The organism is Streptomyces fulvoviolaceus, assembly GCF_000718165.1.
Lineage (GTDB): Bacteria > Actinomycetota > Actinomycetes > Streptomycetales > Streptomycetaceae > Streptomyces > Streptomyces fulvoviolaceus.
On record NZ_JOEY01000031.1, the window covers coordinates 17,844 to 35,113 of the forward strand.

Here is a 17,270-nt window from a genome sequence, read left to right on the forward strand (position 1 = left end):
TCCGGTACCGGCGTTGTCGGTGTCGTATGCGAATGCGTAGATCGAATGTGTGACCTTTTCGTAAGGGTGTCGTTGATCGGATGACAGGACCACGGGCGGGGAAGGGGGCAGCGGTGAGCCGAAAGCTACCGCTTGGTGAGGGCGAGACGGCCCGTACCGCCTGTGCCCGTGGTTCGCTACGTGCGGGTGTGGTGGAGAAGACGGGCGAGGTGCTGCCGACCGCTGCGCTGACGCAACGGGTCGGCTGGGCTGCCGATCTGGTGAACGGCATGGCCACCGAGCTGCTGGCCACGCACTGGAATGACGCCGACGTGGACAGGCTCGCCTCCGGGGTGGACGCCGGGGGCCAGTCGCTGCCGTCCAACGCATGGATGGCACTGCGGCGTCTCGGCTGGGCAGCCGCACCGGCCGCGGGTATCCGCGTCAACGACCGGATCGTGCGCATGGCCCAGGAGCAGGCCGGGCGCACCTTGCGGTCGGTGAAGTGGCGGACCGACCTGACCGCCGGAGTCATCAAGACCTGGCCTGCCGAGCCGGGCAGGCGTACCCCGGGCGAGTGGGACGCCGTCCGTGAGGCCGTCCCCGACGGGCGGCACCTGCCCTCCAGCGTCATCAACTCCCGTACCCGGCAGGTCGTCGCCTACGTCAAGAGGCACGGCCGACGGCCGGCCGACGTGTTCGAGCTGGAGGCCGCACCCCACGGCGCGCGGATGCTGCTGCTGTCGGCTTGTGACGGGCAGCAGGCGTCGATCGCACGCGGTGACGATCCGGGCCGGGCGCTGCTGCGGCTGCAGCTGCCCGTGCGCCCGGACCCGCGCTCCTACCAGGACTGGGCCTGGGTGGCCTGCCCCATCACGCTCCCGCCCACGATCCCGCCCGGCGCGGTGCTGCACCTGCCCACGCTCCGCGTCCACCAGGGCCGGGTGCGGGCCGATCTGGCCTACACCCATGCCGTGCCCACGGCCCGGCGCAGTGGGCACGCTGTCGCCCTCGGTGTGGACTGGGGCCTGAACACGCTGCTCAGCGCGGGCGCGGTCCGGCTGCACGATAACGGCAAGATCAGCGCTCTTGGCGCCGGGAGCATGTTCCGCGCGGCCGGTGTGCTGGCCAAACAGCACCGGCTGCGGCGCGAGAGCGAGCACCTGCACGCCAAGACCGGCCACTACGAGCGCCTCATGGCCGGGGATGCGCAGCATCCGTTGACGGGCAGACAGCATGTGCTCGCCGAGGAGATCCGGTACGTCTCCGGCCGCCGCTCCAACCTCAACGACGCCCTGGCGTGGGCTGCGGCCCGCTGGGCGGTCGACCAGGCCATCACCGCAGGCGCGAGCGTGATCTACGTCGAGGACCTCCGCTCGATGGAGGCACGGGGCATGAGCCGCACCCTGAACACCCGCCTGTCCCAGCAGGTACGCGGCAAGGTTGTGGAACGGATGCGGCACCTGGCCGCTGAAACCGGTATCGCCGTGGTGGCCGTCCCAGCCCGGGGCACGTCCCGGCACTGCCCGCGCTGTCTCGTTCCGCTACGGCACCGCAAAGCCCCCGACCGACCCACCGCACCCGGCTGGAAATGGGCCATCTGCCCCAACCCGGATTGCGGCTGGCAGGGCGACCGCGACACCGGGGCGTGGCAGCGTATCGCCGCACGCGGCCTGACCCACCAGACGAAGACTGTGGTGGACCGTACCGACGGTTCCATGGTGATCCGCTCGGTGGTGGACGAGCTCGAAACCAAAGCCGTGGTCACCCCGACCACCACGAAAACCAGCCGGAGGGACCGGTCCAAGACCGGACCCACCCGGCCTCGTTCCACACGCCCGGCGCCCAGGCGACGCAGGGCACCCTCCCCCACCGGCCCTTCGGGTCCGGCGGGCAAGCGTCCGGAGGGGCACGCATCTACGGGCCGGAGGTGGCTGCCCCGCGCAGCCCACCGGCATCAGGGCGTGACGACGATCAGCACACCCACCACCGGTCACCGGCCACGAGGAGCGGCACTGGGCGCAGGATTCCACCTGCACGCCCACGCCACCCCGCCACGATGGGCACACTCCATGCCAGACGCTACGTCTTGCATGGGATCGCTGAACTGATCAGAGACGCTTAGGACCACGCCTGCAGAGGGTGCACAGTGGACGTATGAGCGCGCACGCTCTGGACAAGGACCTGGACGCCCTCGCCGCCTCGGCACGGGCGGCGCTGGTGCGGGAGATCGACGCGAGCGGGGCCTGGGCCGCCGACCCGGTGTGGCGGGAGGCCTTCGAACAGGTGCCGCGGCACCTGTTCGTGCCGTACTACTACGTCGGCGTCATGGGCGGCCATGAGCGGCGGTGGGGCGAGAGCGCCGACCCGCGCACGCGCGAAGCCTGGGTGCGTGGGGCGTACGTCGACGCCCCGCTGGCCACCCGGCTGCGCGACGGCGAGCTGGTCTCCTCCAGCAGCCAGCCCTCGCTCATGGCGATGATGCTGACCGAACTGCGGGTGCGGGACGGCGACCGAGTCCTGGAGATCGGCGCGGGCACGGGCTACAACGCGGCCCTGCTCGCCCACCGGCTCGGGAACGACGACCTCGTCACCACCATCGACCTGGATACGGACATCACCGAGGCGGCACGGAGGCATCTGGCCGCCGCCGGCTACCGCCCCGTCGTCGTCACCGGCGACGGAGCCCGCGGGGTTCCGGAACGCGCCCCCTTCGACCGGATCATCGCCACCTGCACCCTGCCCTCGATCCCGCGCGCCTGGCTCGCCCAGTGCCGCCCCGGCGCGCGCATCCTGACCCCGCTCGCCACCGGCCTGATCGCCCTGACCGTGCACGACACGGGGCAGGACACCGGCCACGCCGAGGGACGCTTCCTGCACACGCCCGCCTACTTCGTCCCGCTGCGCGGCAGCGAGCGGTCCGACGCCGAGCCCGCGCACCTCGGCGGGGTGCCGCGCCGGGCCCGGGAGAGCGAGCTGTTCCGCTTCCTGTTGGCCCTGACCCACGGCAGCCTCGAACCGCAGGAGGCGTACGCACTGTGGGAGCGCGAGGGACAACCGCGGCGGGAGCGCTACGGCATCACGGTCCGCGGAGAGAGCGAGTGGGCGTGGCTGGACGAGCCGGAGGGGCCGTATGCCTGGCCCCTCCGATGAACCTGCGGATCAGCCCCGACGAACCGTGATCGTCGTCCAGGCGCCCACGTGCACCCGGTCCCCGTCCTGCAGCGGCACCGGCACGAACGGCTGGATCGGCTCCTCGCCGCCGTTGACCGTCGTGCCGTTCGTCGAGTTCTGGTCGACGACCGCCCAGGAGCCGTCCGGCTGCTGCACCAGCACCGCGTGCTGGTGCGAGACGCCCGGGTCCTCCGGCGGCACCGACAGGTCGACGTCGGGGGTGTCGCCGGTGGAGTGCCGACGGCGACCGATGGTGACCTGGTTGCCGGTCAGCGTGCGCTGCTGCTCGGGGGAGTACGCGGGCAGGTTCAGGCCCGCGGCCTCGGGCCCCGAGCGCTGCATCATCGCCATGAAGTAGTCGCGGTCCGGACCGATCGTCGCGATCCAGGTCGCCGGGCCCTGCTGGAAGGACGGGCCGGGCGGGGCGGGCGGGGCCTGGGTGGAGCCCTGCTGGGGGTAGCCGTAGCCACCGCCGGGGCCGCCCGGGCCGCCACCGGGACCGCCGGGTGCGGTGGACGACGGCGGGGAGATCACCCAGTCGTCGGTGCCGCCGCCGAAGGACGGACCGCCGGGCTGCTGGCGCTCCTGCGGGTAGGCGGGCGCGCCCTGCTGCTGGAACGCCTGCGGACCGCCACTCGTGGCACCGGGGCCGGGACCATGACCGGGCCCGGCCTGCGGGGTCGGCCCGGGCGGCGGCGGAACCGGGCGGGAGGGGTCGCCGAAGTTGGGCTGGCCGGGCGGACCAGGACGCGAGGGGTTCCCGGGGTAGCCGGACGGGTCTCCGGGGAAGCCGGAGGGACCGGGCTGCTGCCCGGGGTGTGAGGGGTCGGCACCGAAATTGGGCCGGGACGGGTCTCCGGGGAAGCCGGAAGGACCGGGCCCACCCGGCGCACCGGGTCCACCGGGCGGCCGCGACGGATCGCCGGGGAAGCCGGAAGGCGGCCCGCCCTGACCCGAGGGCCCCGACGGCTCGGAGCCGAACGGCGGGATCGGCTCGGCGGGACGGTTCACCTGCGAGGGACGCGAGCCCTGGTACTCGTACGAGTCACCGCCGCCGTAGGACGGTCCGGGCGGCGGGCCCGGCGGCGGCCCCTGCTGGAAGTGCGAGGGCAGGCCGGGTCCGGGCGCCTGCGGGCGCGGCGCGGCCGGGGTGTACGAGGTCGCCGTGTTGGTGAGGAAGTTCCACCGGCACTCCTCGCAGAACGGCGCACCGCCCTCACGGGGCGTGCGGCACTGCGGGCACAGCTCCGGCTCGTGATCCGGCACGGCGGACAGGTGCGGACGCCCACCGGGCTGGCCGCCGGGATGTCCGCCGGGCTGGCCGGGCGCGCCCGGAGGCGGCGGGAAGCCGTAGCCGCCACCGCCGGGGGGCGGCGGCGGAGGGGGCGGAGGCACGGCACCGGCCATGCGGTGACCGCAGACCTCGCACCAGTCGTCGGAACCCGACTGGTGTCCGTTCGGGCAGGTCGGCATGTCGGCGCTTCCCCCTCTCCTTCGGTGTCCTACTAGGGTCCTACTAGGTCACTTCTTTACACGAACAGTCTTTGTGGACCGTGTCTCGAGAGTCATCTCGTCGGCCTCCGCGACCTTCGCCTTCAACCGCACAGTACCTGTCGCGGCATCGACCACGTCCACCACCTTCGCAAGCAGTTTCGCGGTATCGGCGTTCCCTGAGTCACTCGCGAGCTGAACGGCCCGGCCCAGTTTGGCCGTTGCTCCATCCATATCGCCCGCTTTACGCAGATCGAGCCCTTGTTGGATGACTTGTGCCAGTTCTGCCTGGCCGGTGTAGTGGGCGACTTGGGGGTTGATCGACGTCGACGCCACCATGTCGTCGGTCCACACGGCCCGTACGAGGCCCTGGGCGCCCAGGTTCTGTGTGCTGCCGTCGGGTTGCGGGACGACGAGGGAGACCCGGGCGGCGAGCATCTCCTGGCCGATGTTGGCGACCGGGACCTCGACGCAGACGTGGTAGTCACGGGACTCGTCTCCCCAGGACCCGGTGGGGTAGTCCCCGGCGCGCGGGCCGGCCTCGGTGCGGCGGTCGGTGAGCTCCTCGACGGTGGGCGCGACCTGCTTGACGAACTTCACCGCGGTGCCCACCGGCGTCCACAGGCGCAGGGCGACGTCCGCGACCTCCTTGCCCATCGCCGTCTCCATCATCTGCGTGAAGTCGGCGGCGAGGCCGGCCGGGTCGGCGACGATGTCGGCGGTGCCGAGCAGGGCGGAGGCGATCCCTGTGACTTCTTTCACTTCCCAGTCGGTGCCCACGCCCCGGGCGTCACAGGTGAACCGTCCGGCACTCGCGTCGAGGGAGGCCTTGAGGTCCTCCGGCGACTCGTGTTCGTTGCGGCCGTCGGTGAGCAGGATGCCGTGGCGGATGGCGACGTCCGCGGAGGACAGCAGGCGGTCGGCGAGGCGCAGCCAGGTGCCGATGGCCGTACCGCCGCCGGCGCTGAGCCTGCGCAGGGCCTGTTTGGCCTGGTCGCGGGTGGTGGCGTCGGCGACCGCGAGGTGGCCGTTGCCGGGATACACCTCCTTCGCCACGTGTGTGCCGCCGATCACCGCGAAGTGCACGCCGTCGCGCAGGGTGTCGATCGCGGCGGACGTGGCGTCGCGGGCGTTGCGCATCTTGGTCGGCGGGTAGTCCATCGAGCCCGAACAGTCGACCATGATCGCCACGGCCGCGGACGGGCCCTGCCCCGGCGAGTAGAGGTGGGGCGACGCGACCGCGGTTCCGATCGTGCCGCCGCCGCTGGCGGTCACCGTGACGATCGCGCTGACCTCGCGGCCGCCCTCCGGCAGGTACTCGTTCTGGTAGACGTCGACCGAGAACTGCGGCACGTTCGACTTCGAGAAATTGGCCATACCTACTCAAATCCCCCTCGGAACACCCCGCAATCGCGAGGCGATGGCTGTGGACGGACCGGTCCCCTCCGGTCCGTCGCCTCCCCGTTCTCTTACGGCCTCAGGCCGATCCTGCCCCCAACGGAGGTGCCGGGAACGGCACGACGGCCACTGTTACGTTGTCGTGGCCCCCGCCGTCCAGGGCGTGGCCGAGCAGAACCCTGGCGCTGTGCAGGGGGCGCACGGCGGCGTCGAGGGGCAGGGCCTCGGCCATCTCCTCGGCCGCCTCCGCGTAGTTCCACAGGCCGTCGCTGCACACCACCACCACACCAGGCCGGTCCGGTTTGAAGGAAGCGGTGTGCGGCTCCAGTTCGTACGCGTCCGCGCCGAGCCAGCCCGTGATCGCGTGGGCCCGCTCGTCGGCGTACGCCTCCGCCTCGTTCATCAGGCCCGCGGCGACCATCTGCGCGGCCCACGAGTCGTCCTCGGTGAGCCGGGCCGGGGGTGAACTGCGGTCCGCCGGGACCCAGTAGACACGGCTGTCGCCGACCCAGCCGACGACCAGCAGACTCGGTGTCACGACCGCGCCGACCAGGGTGCACGCGGGGGCGTTCTGGTGCGGGGCGTGCTCGCGGGCCGTGGCGGGCTCCTCGGCCAGTGCGTTGACCGCGTGCGAGGCGGCGACGATCGCCTCGTGCATCGCCTGTTGCGGGTGCGTGCCGTGCGGCAGGGCGGCCAGGAGGGACTCGCTCGCCACCCGGGACGCGGCCAGCGAGGCGTCGTCGGGACGGGTCGCGGAGGACACGCCGTCGCAGACGATCGCCACGATCGCGGGGGAGCCGTCCGGCAGTACGGCGTTGCCGAGGCCGAACGCGTCCTCGTTGCGGTGGTGGCGCAGCCCACGGTCGCTGACCGCGGCGGCCGGGCCGGCCTCCTGCTCCATGTGGTCGCGCTCGCGCGGCTGGGCGTGCCCGCAGTTCTCGCAGTAGCCGTCCTGGTCGACCCGGCCCGCCCGGCAGGCCACGCAGACCGCCGACAGTGCAGTGCCCTCGGCCGGGGTCGGGAGGTCGGCGGTCACCCGCGGGTCCGGTGCCTGCAACGGGTACTCCTCGGGCTCCGGAGGGCGGTCGAACCGGACGCCGGAGACGGGGGAGACCGGTGAGCCGGTGGGCGTCGACTGCGGGAGGGCCGACGGCAGTTCGTGGCCGCCCGAGTCCGTGCCCGGCAGATCCGTCGGCAGGTGTACGGGGCCGGGCAGGCCGGAGCCGCCGGGCCAGTCCACGCCGGCCGAGCCCGCGGGTGGGGGCGCCGAGCCGTTCATGGCGATCGTCGGGTTGTCGTCCGGCCGTGCCGGCACGGCGGACAGGTCGTATCCGCACGCACCGCAGTAACGGTCACCCGACTCGAGGGGCTCCTCGCAGCTCGGGCACGCGGACAGCTGGGGCATCTGCGACATCAACTACACCCACGTCCGGGGGCGGTAACGATTGGCACGTTCCACCAGGTCGATCCTCTCCTCGCCGCCGCGCGCGAGCCGGGCCAGCGTGCGGTACGAGCGCTCCAGTCCGAAACGCAGTCCCCGCTCGTCCAGGCCGCTGCCGAGCAGCACCCGTCCTCCGGCGGCGGGAGGGGCGGAACCCTGGCCACCGGAGAGTATCCAGTCCAGCGCACTACCGAGGACTTCCGCCGACAACTGCTCGCGGCGCGCCGGGTCCAGACCGTATGCGTCCAGCGCCTCGACCTGCCCGGCGGCGGCGGTCAGGTCGTCCAGGAAGGGTACGTCGGAGGCGACCGCGGTGCGTTGACGCAGCCGCGCCCGGACGGCCGCCACGCGCGCGGCCGTGTAGTGGATGGAGGACTCCGGCACCGACTCCAGCGTGTCCACGGCGCTACGGCGGTCCCCGGTCGCGAGCTGCACACGCGCCAGGCCGAACGCGGCGCTCACATAGCTCGGGTCGGTCGACCACACCAGGCGGTAGTACTCGGCGCCGTTGTCGAGCTGCCCCAGCACCTCCGCGCACAGGCCGAGGGCCAGCTTGGGGGCGGGCTCGCCCGGGAAGGCGTCGTAGATCGCGTCGAAGGCGAGGGCGGCGGCCTCGTGGTCGCCGGTGACCAGCGCGGCGACGCCCCGGTACCAGACGACCCGCCAGTCGTCGGGCCGCTCGCCCTCCAGCCGGAGCAGCGTCTCGTGCGCGGTCTGCGCCTCGCCGTTCTCCAGCCAGGCCCGCACCTGCCGCAGCCGGGTCTCCGTCGACGGCGCCGGTGCGGCCGCGATGGCTCCGAGCAGCTCGGTCGCCGCGGTCGTCATCAGCCCGGCCAGGAAACCGGCGTTGGGGTCGGAGGGGTCGACGTGGGGCACCGGAAGCGCGAGGGCGGCGGCGGGGGCGTTGACGGGCTTGACGATGCTCGCCGTACCGAAGCCGTTGGAGCCGTTGGAGCCGTTGGAACCGGTCGCGGCCGCGCCGACGGGCAGTTCGGCGACAGCGGCGCCCCGGCGTCCCGTACGCACCACCCGCGCCCCCAGCCGCGACACCTCACCGTCCAGCTTCGGGAACAACTCCGTGTCCGTGACCCGGACTTCGGGGCCGAAGAGGGTGGAGAGGGCAGGCCGGGCCTTGCCCGTCTGCAGGGACACGACCTCGCGCAGTACGCCGGTCAGCTGCTCCGCCATCTCCTGAGCGGAGGCGAAGCGGCGGGCCGGGTCGGGATCCGTCGCGCGGACCAACAGCCGGTAGAAGGACTCGTACTGGCGGAAGACCTCGATGTTGTCGGGGTCGGGCAGGGAGTCCACGAAGACGTTCGTGTAGCCCTGGAAGTCGAAGGTCATGACCGCGAGCGTGCGGGCGACCGTGTACAGGTCGGACGCCACCGACGGGCCGACCTCGGCGACCTCCGGGGCCTGGTAACCGACCGTGCCGTAGATGGCCGACTCCTCGTCGTCCATCCTGCGCACCGCGCCCATGTCGATGAGCTTGAGCTGGTCCTCGGTCTGGATGGCGTTGTCGACCTTGAAGTCGCAGTACAGCAGGTTGCGGCTGTGCAGGTGGCCGAGGGCCTCGAGGGCCTCGATGCCGTACGCGCACGCCTGCTCCACCGGCAGCGGGTCGCGCTTGCCGCCGGTCGTACGGCGGTCGTTGGCGATCTCCTTCAGGGACTTGCCGCCGACGTACTCCATGACGATGTAGCCGTCGAGCGAGCCGGTGCGCTGGTCGAGGTGTTCCACGAAGTTGTAGATCCGCACGATGTTGGCGTGCTCGATCTCGGCCAGGAAGCGCCGCTCGGAGATCGCCGCGGCCATCGCGTCCTGGTCGCCGGTGTCCAGCAGGCCCTTGAGGACCACCCAGCGGTCGGACACCGCGCGGTCCACGGCGAGGTAGACCCAGCCCAGGCCGCCGTGCGCCAGACAGCCCGCGACCTCGTACTGCCCGTGCACGACGTCGCCGGACTTCAGCTTCGGCACGAAGGAGTACGGGTGGCCGCACTTGGTGCAGAAACCCTCGGTGCGGCCGGGCCGCTCCCCGCGCGAACGCCCCACCTGCGCCCCGCAGTCGGAGCGCGAGCAGAACCGCTTCCGCTCGGGCACCTCGGGGTTCTCCAGGACCATCTCGCGCGGATCGGGCCGCGGCACCCCCGGCACCTGGACCAGGCCGACGCCGAGTCGGCCGCGGCCGGACGAACCGGCGGACGAACCGGAGCTGCGCACCGACACCGAACGGCTCGTGGACTTGCCCGAGACCGCGCGCGACAGGCGTCCCGACACCGAGCGCCGTGACTTCGACGACTGCGAGGTCGTACGCGAACTGCGGCTGCTGGAACGAGAACTGCTGCTGCCCGAACCCCGCGAGCCCCTGCCGCCGGCGGTGATGCCGGTGGGCGGGGATCCGACCATGCCGGTCGAGGAGACGACCGGGGCCAGTCCGCAGGTGTCGCAGTACAGCTCGCCGCCGCCCACGTCTTCGTACGACCCGTCGCAGTCGGGCCGCTGGCAGGTCTGCTCTGCCTGACTCGTCTGGCTCATGACGCCGCTTCCCCCTTGTCACTCATGCGCCGGGTCCCCTCCGGTCCTCCGGCCCACCCTGCTGCGGAACCCGCGGGGCGCCCAGCAGTTCGGCGGCCGCGTGCTGGAAACGCAGCACGGCCTGTTCGGCGACGCGCAGGTCGCAGGGCGCGCTCCACAGCATCCGCCGCGCCGCGTCGTACCGCTCGATGAGGAACGGGTCCTCCGCGAGGCCGTGCCGGGCGACCTTCGCCTTGTACGCGTCGAGACGGCCGCGCAGCTCCGCGCGGACCGCGAGCGGCTGGGTGACCTCGCTCAACGACTCGCGGGCGCGCAGCAGTTCGTCCTCCGCCTTCGCCTCCAGCGACTCCAGGAGTGGCGAGAGGCGGTGCCACTGGGCGTGTCTGCGGTACTCGGCGGCCGTCGCCAGCTGCTCCTGCAGCACGGTCGGCGGGCCGCTGACGACCGGCACCTCCGTGGCGGCGATCTTCGCGAGGACCTCGCCGCGCGCGCTGCGTGCCTCGGCGAGCGTGCGGTCCGCGCGGCTGAGTACGTCGCGCAACTTCACCAGCCGTGCCTCCGCGTCCTGCCGGACGGTCAGCACGGCGTCGATCTCCCGGCGTACCTCGTCGAGGGCGCGCGCCTCCCGGTCGTACTTCGAGGTGTCCGGCTTCCCGCCGCCCGGGGCCGAACTCCCCTGCGCGGGCACCCAGAAGGCCAGCGGATCGGACACCACCTGCGCACGCAGGGACGTCAGTATGCGCGTGATGCGCTCCAGGTCGTCGCCCGCCGGGTGCTCACCGGGACGCACACCGGCCGAGTGCGCGAGCTGCCGGGTGCGCTGGAGCTCCGCGGCCAGTAAATCGATCCGCGCGGGCAGCGCCGACCACACCGCGTCGGCGGCGACGACCATGTCCAGCGAGATCGCGTACAACTCGTTCATCCGCTCCACGAGCGTGACCAGCGAGAACTGCTCGCTCAGCTTGCCCGAACCACCGTGCAGCGTCGGCGCGTTGGCCGTGGCGGTCGCGGAGCCGGCGATGGTGACGGAGTCGCCGCGCAGCAGCTCGGTGAGCTCCACCAGATCCTCGCGGCTGGACCAGCGGCGCCGGGAGCGGATCTCCCGGGCGGCGCGCAGCGCGTCGGAGTACGCGTCGAAGTACGCCCACAGCAGGGTGATCGACGCCTCGGTGGACGTCCAGCGCTCCTTCGTCGTGCCGGTGAGGTCGGCGCCTTCGAGGAGTCTGCGGCCCGCGTGGTCCTGCAGGGCGAGGAGCGAGGTCTCGATCGCCTCGTGCTCCGCGCCGAGCCGCGCCAGCGCACGGTCCACCTCGTCCCGGTCCATCACCGGCCCGGGGGGTCCCGTGACGCCCATCGATCACCTCTCGCTGCTGGTTCGTTCCGGATAGTGGATGGCCGGTTGACTGCCGGTCCGTCAGCTCGTGCGCAGATACTCCGGTGGGGGCGGCTCCGACTGCGTCGAGTCCTTGTCCAGTGTCGCCGACAGCCACTTGTCGTACGACGCCTGCCAGCCGTCCGTGGTGTCCTTGCGGTAGTCCACCAGGATCTGGTTGACCCGGCGTACCAGATCGTCGGCGTCCTTCTTCATCGCCACGCCGTAGTACTCGGTGGTGAAGGGCTCGCCCTTGAGCTGGACCGTCGGGTCCTGTGCGGCCTGGCTCGCGGCGAGGGCGCCGTCGGTGACCACGGCGTCGACCTCGCCGAGCTGCAGCCGTACCAGGCAGTCGAGTTGGTTGGGCACGGTCGTGGAGATGTCGGCGGAGGAGACGAGCTTGCCCGCCTTCTTGTCGTCGTCCAGCTTGGTGTAGGCCGTCGAACCTTCCGCCGTGCAGATCTTCTTGTTCGCGAGCGTGTCGTTGTAGCCCGTGATGGTGGAGGACTTGGGGGCGAGGACCTGCTGGCCCGTCTTGAAGTACGGGGCGGAGAAGGCCACGTCGGACAGGCGGTCGCAGTTGATCGTCATCGTGCGGACCACCATGTCCACGCGGTCCTTCTGGATCGCGGGGATGCGCTGGTTGGTGGGGACCGCCTTGAACTGGACCGCGTTCGGGTCGCCGAGTATGTCCTCGGCGATCCGGTGCACCAGGTCGATGTCGAAGCCCTCGAGGTCGGCGTTCTTGCCGCCGTTGGGGTTGCGGTAGCCCCAGCGGTAGCTGTTCTGGTCGACGCCGACGATCAGCTTGCGCTTGTCGCCCTGGCGGGCCTTGATCTTGTCGATCGTCGTCCCGTCCGCGCTCGACGGGGACAGGGTCTGCTTCTCCGGGGCGTTCTGGATCGCCGGGTCGGTGCAGGGGTCGTCGGCCGCCACCTGGGCGGCGTGGGTCAGGCCCGGCCCTCCGGTGCCGGTACTGCCGTCGCCGTGCGGCTGCGTCAGCGGCAGCAGCATCGCGAAGGCCGCGGCCAGGGCGCAGACGACCGCCATGGCACCCACACCGCCCCAGCCCCTCAGACTGGCCCGCAAACGTCGTCCACGCATCGTCACGCCCCCTCTCACCGGTACTCCGACAGCCTGCGCCCGATACCCAGTACCGCGCCCGCCGCGCCCAGAACGGCGAAGAGGGCGGCCCCCACCGACAGTCCCGTCAGCGCGTCGAGGCCGTCACCGGCCGCCTGCTCGAACTCGATCTTCTCGTGCTTGAGTGCGTTGTCGAGATTCTTGTCGACGCTGTCGAAACACTCGCCGGTCGCGTCCTTGGAGCCGATGACCCGCTGCAACGCCGCTTCGTAGTTGCCGTTCTCGTCGTCGTTGCGAGCCGCGGCGTGGCGTTCCTTCCACACCTTCATGTTGCCGACGGCCGCCGTGACCGGCTTCTCGCCGGTGCTGTCGTCGGCGAGCTTCTCGGCCTCCGCCAGGCCCTTGCCGAGGGTGTCCATGTCCTTCTGGAAGTCGAAGTCGTAGGCGTCGTAGGTGACTTCCTCGCCCTTGGCGTTCTTCTCGGTGACCGTCTCGGCGCCGCGGGCCACCAGGGTCAGGTTCTCGTTGCCGCGGGCCTTGAGGGAGGCGATGCGGGCGTCGTGCAGCACGTTCAGCGAGCGGACGCCGTGGTTGTAGGACTCGTTGAGGCCCGCGCGCGCGACGCTGTGGCCGACGACCAGCCACAGCAGGACCACCGTGGCCGTCGCCGTGGCGGCGACCAGGCCGTGGTTGAGAACCCGGTTGGTGCGCTGGTAGTTGCGGTGCTGGGCCCAGGCGAGCCCGGCGAGCGCGAGGACGCCGAGCGCGATCGCGGCCCACGGGTAGGGCGTCGCGTCCGCGTAGTCGGCGCGCAGCCGCTGGTTCTCGCTCTTGTAGAGGTTCTCGGCCTCCGGGAGCATGTCCTCCTGCATCTTCTCGTTCGCGTAGCGCAGGTAGGCGCCACCGACCGGGAAGCCCTGGCGGTTGTACGTCCGGGCCCGCTCCACCAGGCCCTTGTACTCCGGCAGCATCCGGTTGAGCTTGGTGACGGTCTTGGCCGCGGCGGAGTCGGGGTCGGAGTTCGCGGCGGCCTGGACCAGGCCGGCCGCGGCGTTGTCGATGTCCTGTTCGTACCGCTCGCGGGAGGCGGCCGTCTCCTGGCCGCCGGCCAGGAAGCCGCTGGAGGCCGCGGTGTTGGCGTCGGCGAGCGAGCGGTAGATGTCGGCCGCGGCGCTGCTGAGCGGCTGGCTCTTGTTCAGCACGTCGTCGGCGGCCGCGGCCCGGTCCGTCATCTGCCAGGCGGTCACGGCACCGAAGGCGACGACCAGCAGGGCGAGCAGCGCGCCGATGATGCGCAGCCGCCCCGGCTCGGTGGTGGCGGCCGCGCGCACCTGGTCGACGCCCTCGGCGAAGGCCGTACGGCGAGCGGGAGCCGCGCCGGGCGGCGGGTCGGACACCGGCCCGGACGCCTGCGGCGGCACGACCGGCATCGTGGGCACGCCGGAACCCGGTGGCGCCGCACTGCTCTTCGTCGGCTGTGTCACTGTTGACCTCCCCCATGGTCATCCAACGCCACAAGTATCGCTGCCGGGACTGACAACCGCACCGGCCTTCGCTGGATCTTGATCGGATCGCAGTGCACCGGCGCACCGACACCGGCACGACAGCGCCCCGCACCACCCCCTGCCCATCAATACGCCGCTGGAATCTGTTCGGTTCCCGTGAGGTCAGCCCTCGTAGTACGCCCGTACCCGCTCGTGCACCTCCGGGGCCGCACCCGTCCGGTCCAGCCCCAGCAGCGCCGCCCCCAGCACCGGAGGGGCCGTCACCACCTGCGGTACGGCCTTGGGGGCGCGGACCGCCAGCAACTCCCGTACGCCATCGTCCAGTTGGGGCTGCCGCGCGGCCAGGACGCCGCCGCCCAGCAGCACCGGTGTCTCCTCGTCCAGCAGGTCGAGGCGGGTCAGTGCCACGGTCGCCATGGTCACCACCTCGTCGGCCAGGCGGTCGACGATCGAACGGGCCACGGGGTCGCCGGCGGCCGCCGTGGTGAACAGGACCGGGGTCAGTTCGTGGCGGCGGGCGGTCGGCACGTGGTCCAGGTGCAGGGCCTCGATGAGGGCGTACATGGAGGACAGGCCGAAGTGGGCGGGCAGGGCGTGCGCGAGGGCCGTGGGAACGCCGCGGCCGTCCTCCGCGCGGGCCGCGTGCCACAGGGCCTCCTCCGCCAGGCCCCAGCCGCCGCCCCAGTCACCGGAGATACGGCCGAGGGCGGGGAAGCGGGCGGTGTGGCCGTCGGGGCGCATGCCGACGCAGTTGATGCCCGCGCCGCACACCACGGCGACACCCCGCGGCTCGGTGACGCCCGCGCGCAGGATGGCGAAGGTGTCGTTGCGGACCTCCACACTCGCGCCCCACGCGCGCGCGTGCAGCGCGGCCGCCAACTGCTCCTCCTCCACGGGGAAGTCGGCGTTGGCCAGACAGGCCGAGACGTGGTCCACCGAGGTCACCCCCGCCGCGGCGAAGGCCCGCCCGACCGCGTCGGCGACCTTGTCGACCGCCGCCTCGACGCCCACCACCGGGGGCCGGAACCCGCCGCCGCGGGCCGTGGCGAGGACGTTTCCGTCGGCCGCCACGACCGCGACGTCGGTCTTGCTGTTGCCCGCGTCGACGGCGAGGACACATGCGGTCAGGCCCACGCGAGGTGCTCCCGGTTGTGTGCGATCAGTCGGTCGGTGAGGGCGTCGGCGTACTCGTACTGGCCGATCAGCGGGTGCGCGAGCAGCGCCTTGAACACCCGCTCACGGCCGCCGCGCAACGCCGCCTCCAGAGCCAGGTCCTCGTACGCCGTCACGTTCGCCATCAGCCCCGCGAACAGGGGATCCACGGCCGGCACCGACAGCGGGGTCGGGCCCTTCGGCCCCACCGCCGCCTGCACCTCGATCACCGCGTCGTCGGGCAGGAAGGGCAGCGTCCCCCGGTTGTAGGTGTTCACCACCTGGTACGGGCTCCCCCCTCCGCCCAGCAGCCCGGCGGCCAGGTCGACCGCCGCCTCCGAGTAGTAGGCCCCGCCCCGCTTGGCGAGCAGCTCCGGCTTCTCGTCCAGCTCGGGATCGCCGTACATCTTCAGCAACTCCCGTTCCATCTCGGCGACCTCGGCCGCCCGGGACGGCTTGGTGCGCAGCTCCCGTACGACCTCGTCGTGCGCGTAGAAGTAGCGCAGGTAGTACGACGGGACCACCCCGAGGCGGTCCACCAGGGCGCGCGGCACCCGCAGGTCGGCGGCGATCGCCTCGCCGTGCTCCGCGAGCAGCTCGGGCAGCACGTCCTCGCCCTCGGGACCGCCCAGCCGTACGCCGGTCTCCCAGGTGAGGTGGTTGAGGCCCACGTGGTCCAGGTGGACCTCGGAGGGCGTCACGCCGAGCAGGCCCGCGAACTTCCGCTGGAAGCCGATCGCCACGTTGCACAGCCCGACCGCCTTGTGGCCGGCCTGCAGCAGGGCACGCGTCACGATCCCGACCGGGTTGGTGAAGTCGATGATCCAGGCGTCCGGATTCGTACGGCGGACCCGTTCCGCGATGTCGAGGACCACCGGAACCGTCCGCAGTGCCTTGGCCAGGCCCCCCGCACCGGTCGTCTCCTGGCCGACGCAGCCGCACTCCAGGGGCCAGGTCTCGTCCTGCTCGCGGGCGGCCTGACCGCCGACGCGGAGTTGCAGCAGGACCGCGTCGGCGCCGTCGACGCCCGCGTCCAGGTCGTCGGTGACCGAGATCCGGCCCTGGTGACCCTGCTTGGCGAAGATACGGCGGGCCAGCCCGCCCACCAGCTCCAGCCGCTCGGCCGCCGGGTCGACGAGGACCAGCTCCTCGACGGGCAGGCTGTCCCTCAGGCGCGCGAAGCCGTCGATGAGTTCGGGGGTGTAGGTCGAGCCTCCGCCGACCACGGTGAGTTTCATATGGAGTTCAACCCTTCACTCCGGTGAGCGTGACGCCCTCGACGAACGCCCTCTGGGCGAAGAAGAACACGAGGATCACGGGGGCCATGACCAGCACGGTCGCGGCCATGGTGAGGTTCCAGTCGGTGTGGTGCATGCCCTTGAACGACTCCAGGCCGTAGGACAGGGTCCAGGCACCCGGGTTCTCCGAGGCGTAGATCTGCGGCCCGAAGTAGTCGTTCCAGGCGTAGAAGAACTGGAAGAGGGCGACGGCGGCGATGCCCGGCTTGGCCATGGGCAGGACGACCTTGAGCAGCGTGCGCAGGTCGCCGCAGCCGTCGACCTTCGCCGCGTCCAGGTACTCGTTCGGGATGGTCATCAGGAACTGGCGCAGCAGGAAGATGGAGAACGCGTCGCCGAACGCCATCGGGATGATCATCGGCCACAGCGTGCCGGACAGGTCCAGCTGCTTCGCCCAGAACAGGTACATCGGGATGACGACCACCTGCGGGGGCAGCATCATCATCGCGATCACCAGCATCAGGGACAGGTTGCGGCCCCGGAAGCGGAACTTGGCGAGTGCGTACGCGACCGGGATCGACGACACGACGGTCAGGACGGTGCCGAGACCGGCGTAGATCAGCGTGTTCTTCCACCAGGTCAGGAAGCCCGGAGTGTCGAAGACCTTCTTGTAGTTGGCCCACTCCCAGGTGTGTGGGATCAGATCTCGGCTGAGGGCCTGGGAGTCGCTCATCAGCGAGGTCAGGAACACGAACACGAAGGGGAGCGTGAAGAAGAGCGCGGCGGCGATGCCGAGGGAGTGGATCGCGACCCACTCCAGGAACGCCTTACGGCGGGCGGTCCGTTCGGCGGGCGAGGCCGAGGTCTTCAACTCCACCGGCCTGTCCAGTACTTGAGTCATG

At 71.8% G+C, this 17,270-nt stretch carries 13 protein-coding genes; 3 read left to right on the top strand and 10 right to left on the bottom strand.

Annotation, left to right across the window (positions count from 1 at the left end; all coding sequences use genetic code 11):
• Positions 1 to 113: 113 nt before the first annotated feature.
• Both IG08_RS54580 and IG08_RS0130800 read left to right on the top strand, forming a co-directional pair.
• Entirely contained in the window at positions 114 to 2,090 is a 1,977-nt protein-coding gene (locus tag IG08_RS54580; RefSeq protein ID WP_043455656.1) for a zinc ribbon domain-containing protein, read from the top strand.
• Positions 2,091 to 2,136: 46 nt separating this feature from the next.
• Positions 2,137 to 3,132: a methyltransferase domain-containing protein gene (locus tag IG08_RS0130800; protein WP_030609716.1), complete on the top strand. Its 996-nt coding sequence runs from the start codon at positions 2,137 to 2,139 to the stop codon at positions 3,130 to 3,132.
• A 9-nt stretch (positions 3,133 to 3,141) separates the two neighbouring features.
• On the opposite strand, the gene IG08_RS0130805 is transcribed toward IG08_RS0130800, so the two are convergent.
• The 4 genes from IG08_RS0130805 to IG08_RS0130820 all read right to left on the bottom strand — a co-directional run bounded on the left by IG08_RS0130805 (position 3,142) and on the right by IG08_RS0130820 (position 9,709).
• Positions 3,142 to 4,626, bottom strand: coding sequence for an FHA domain-containing protein (locus IG08_RS0130805; protein WP_030609719.1), 1,485 nt, complete (start codon positions 4,624 to 4,626; stop codon positions 3,142 to 3,144).
• Between the two features lie 48 nt (positions 4,627 to 4,674).
• Positions 4,675 to 6,021 (bottom strand): vWA domain-containing protein, encoded by a 1,347-nt coding sequence (locus IG08_RS0130810; protein WP_030609722.1) that lies wholly within the window; start codon positions 6,019 to 6,021, stop codon positions 4,675 to 4,677.
• A 100-nt stretch (positions 6,022 to 6,121) separates the two neighbouring features.
• Complete coding sequence (locus IG08_RS0130815; RefSeq protein WP_030609724.1) at positions 6,122 to 7,459, bottom strand: protein phosphatase 2C domain-containing protein; 1,338 nt, start codon at positions 7,457 to 7,459, stop codon at positions 6,122 to 6,124.
• On the bottom strand, positions 7,460 to 9,709 hold the full coding sequence (locus IG08_RS0130820) for a serine/threonine-protein kinase (protein WP_420823295.1): 2,250 nt from the start codon (positions 9,707 to 9,709) through the stop codon (positions 7,460 to 7,462).
• A gap of 10 nt (positions 9,710 to 9,719) precedes the next feature.
• Here IG08_RS0130820 and IG08_RS63115 point away from each other — a divergent pair, with 10 nt between their 5' ends.
• Complete coding sequence (locus IG08_RS63115; protein WP_420823296.1) at positions 9,720 to 10,004, top strand: hypothetical protein; 285 nt, start codon at positions 9,720 to 9,722, stop codon at positions 10,002 to 10,004.
• Between the two features lie 36 nt (positions 10,005 to 10,040).
• On the opposite strand, the gene IG08_RS0130825 is transcribed toward IG08_RS63115, so the two are convergent.
• The 6 genes from IG08_RS0130825 to IG08_RS0130850 form a co-directional block, all read right to left on the bottom strand.
• Positions 10,041 to 11,372 (bottom strand): coiled-coil domain-containing protein, encoded by a 1,332-nt coding sequence (locus IG08_RS0130825; RefSeq protein WP_030609728.1) that lies wholly within the window; start codon positions 11,370 to 11,372, stop codon positions 10,041 to 10,043.
• Positions 11,373 to 11,432: 60 nt separating this feature from the next.
• Positions 11,433 to 12,494, bottom strand: coding sequence for a glutamate ABC transporter substrate-binding protein (locus IG08_RS0130830; RefSeq protein WP_030609732.1), 1,062 nt, complete (start codon positions 12,492 to 12,494; stop codon positions 11,433 to 11,435).
• Positions 12,495 to 12,508: 14 nt separating this feature from the next.
• Positions 12,509 to 13,903, bottom strand: a complete 1,395-nt coding sequence (locus tag IG08_RS0130835) for a hypothetical protein (protein WP_030609735.1) — start codon at positions 13,901 to 13,903, stop codon at positions 12,509 to 12,511.
• 237 nt (positions 13,904 to 14,140) lie between these two features.
• Positions 14,141 to 15,112, bottom strand: a complete 972-nt coding sequence (locus IG08_RS0130840; protein WP_030609738.1) for an N-acetylglucosamine kinase — start codon at positions 15,110 to 15,112, stop codon at positions 14,141 to 14,143.
• Positions 15,103 to 16,368 (bottom strand): 6-phospho-beta-glucosidase, encoded by a 1,266-nt coding sequence (locus tag IG08_RS0130845; protein WP_030609742.1) that lies wholly within the window; start codon positions 16,366 to 16,368, stop codon positions 15,103 to 15,105. Before IG08_RS0130845 ends, IG08_RS0130840 begins: the two co-directional genes overlap by 10 nt.
• Positions 16,369 to 16,375: 7 nt before the next feature.
• On the bottom strand, positions 16,376 to 17,269 hold the full coding sequence (locus IG08_RS0130850; protein ID WP_030609744.1) for a carbohydrate ABC transporter permease: 894 nt from the start codon (positions 17,267 to 17,269) through the stop codon (positions 16,376 to 16,378).
• Position 17,270 lies beyond the last annotated feature (1 nt).

What these genes read in the sequence shown, in the direction of transcription:
- IG08_RS0130850 (WP_030609744.1), bottom strand. Translation starts at nt 17,269, where the DNA reads ATGACTCAAGTACTGGACAGGCCGGTGGAGTTGAAGACCTCGGCCTCG.
- IG08_RS0130825 (WP_030609728.1), bottom strand. Translation starts at nt 11,372, where the DNA reads ATGGGCGTCACGGGACCCCCCGGGCCGGTGATGGACCGGGACGAGGTG.
- IG08_RS0130810 (WP_030609722.1), bottom strand. Translation starts at nt 6,021, where the DNA reads ATGGCCAATTTCTCGAAGTCGAACGTGCCGCAGTTCTCGGTCGACGTC.
- IG08_RS0130835 (WP_030609735.1), bottom strand. Translation starts at nt 13,903, where the DNA reads ATGCCGGTCGTGCCGCCGCAGGCGTCCGGGCCGGTGTCCGACCCGCCG.
- IG08_RS0130845 (WP_030609742.1), bottom strand. Translation starts at nt 16,368, where the DNA reads ATGAAACTCACCGTGGTCGGCGGAGGCTCGACCTACACCCCCGAACTC.
- IG08_RS0130830 (WP_030609732.1), bottom strand. Translation starts at nt 12,494, where the DNA reads ATGCGTGGACGACGTTTGCGGGCCAGTCTGAGGGGCTGGGGCGGTGTG.
- IG08_RS0130800 (WP_030609716.1), top strand. Translation starts at nt 2,137, where the DNA reads ATGAGCGCGCACGCTCTGGACAAGGACCTGGACGCCCTCGCCGCCTCG.
- IG08_RS0130805 (WP_030609719.1), bottom strand. Translation starts at nt 4,626, where the DNA reads ATGCCGACCTGCCCGAACGGACACCAGTCGGGTTCCGACGACTGGTGC.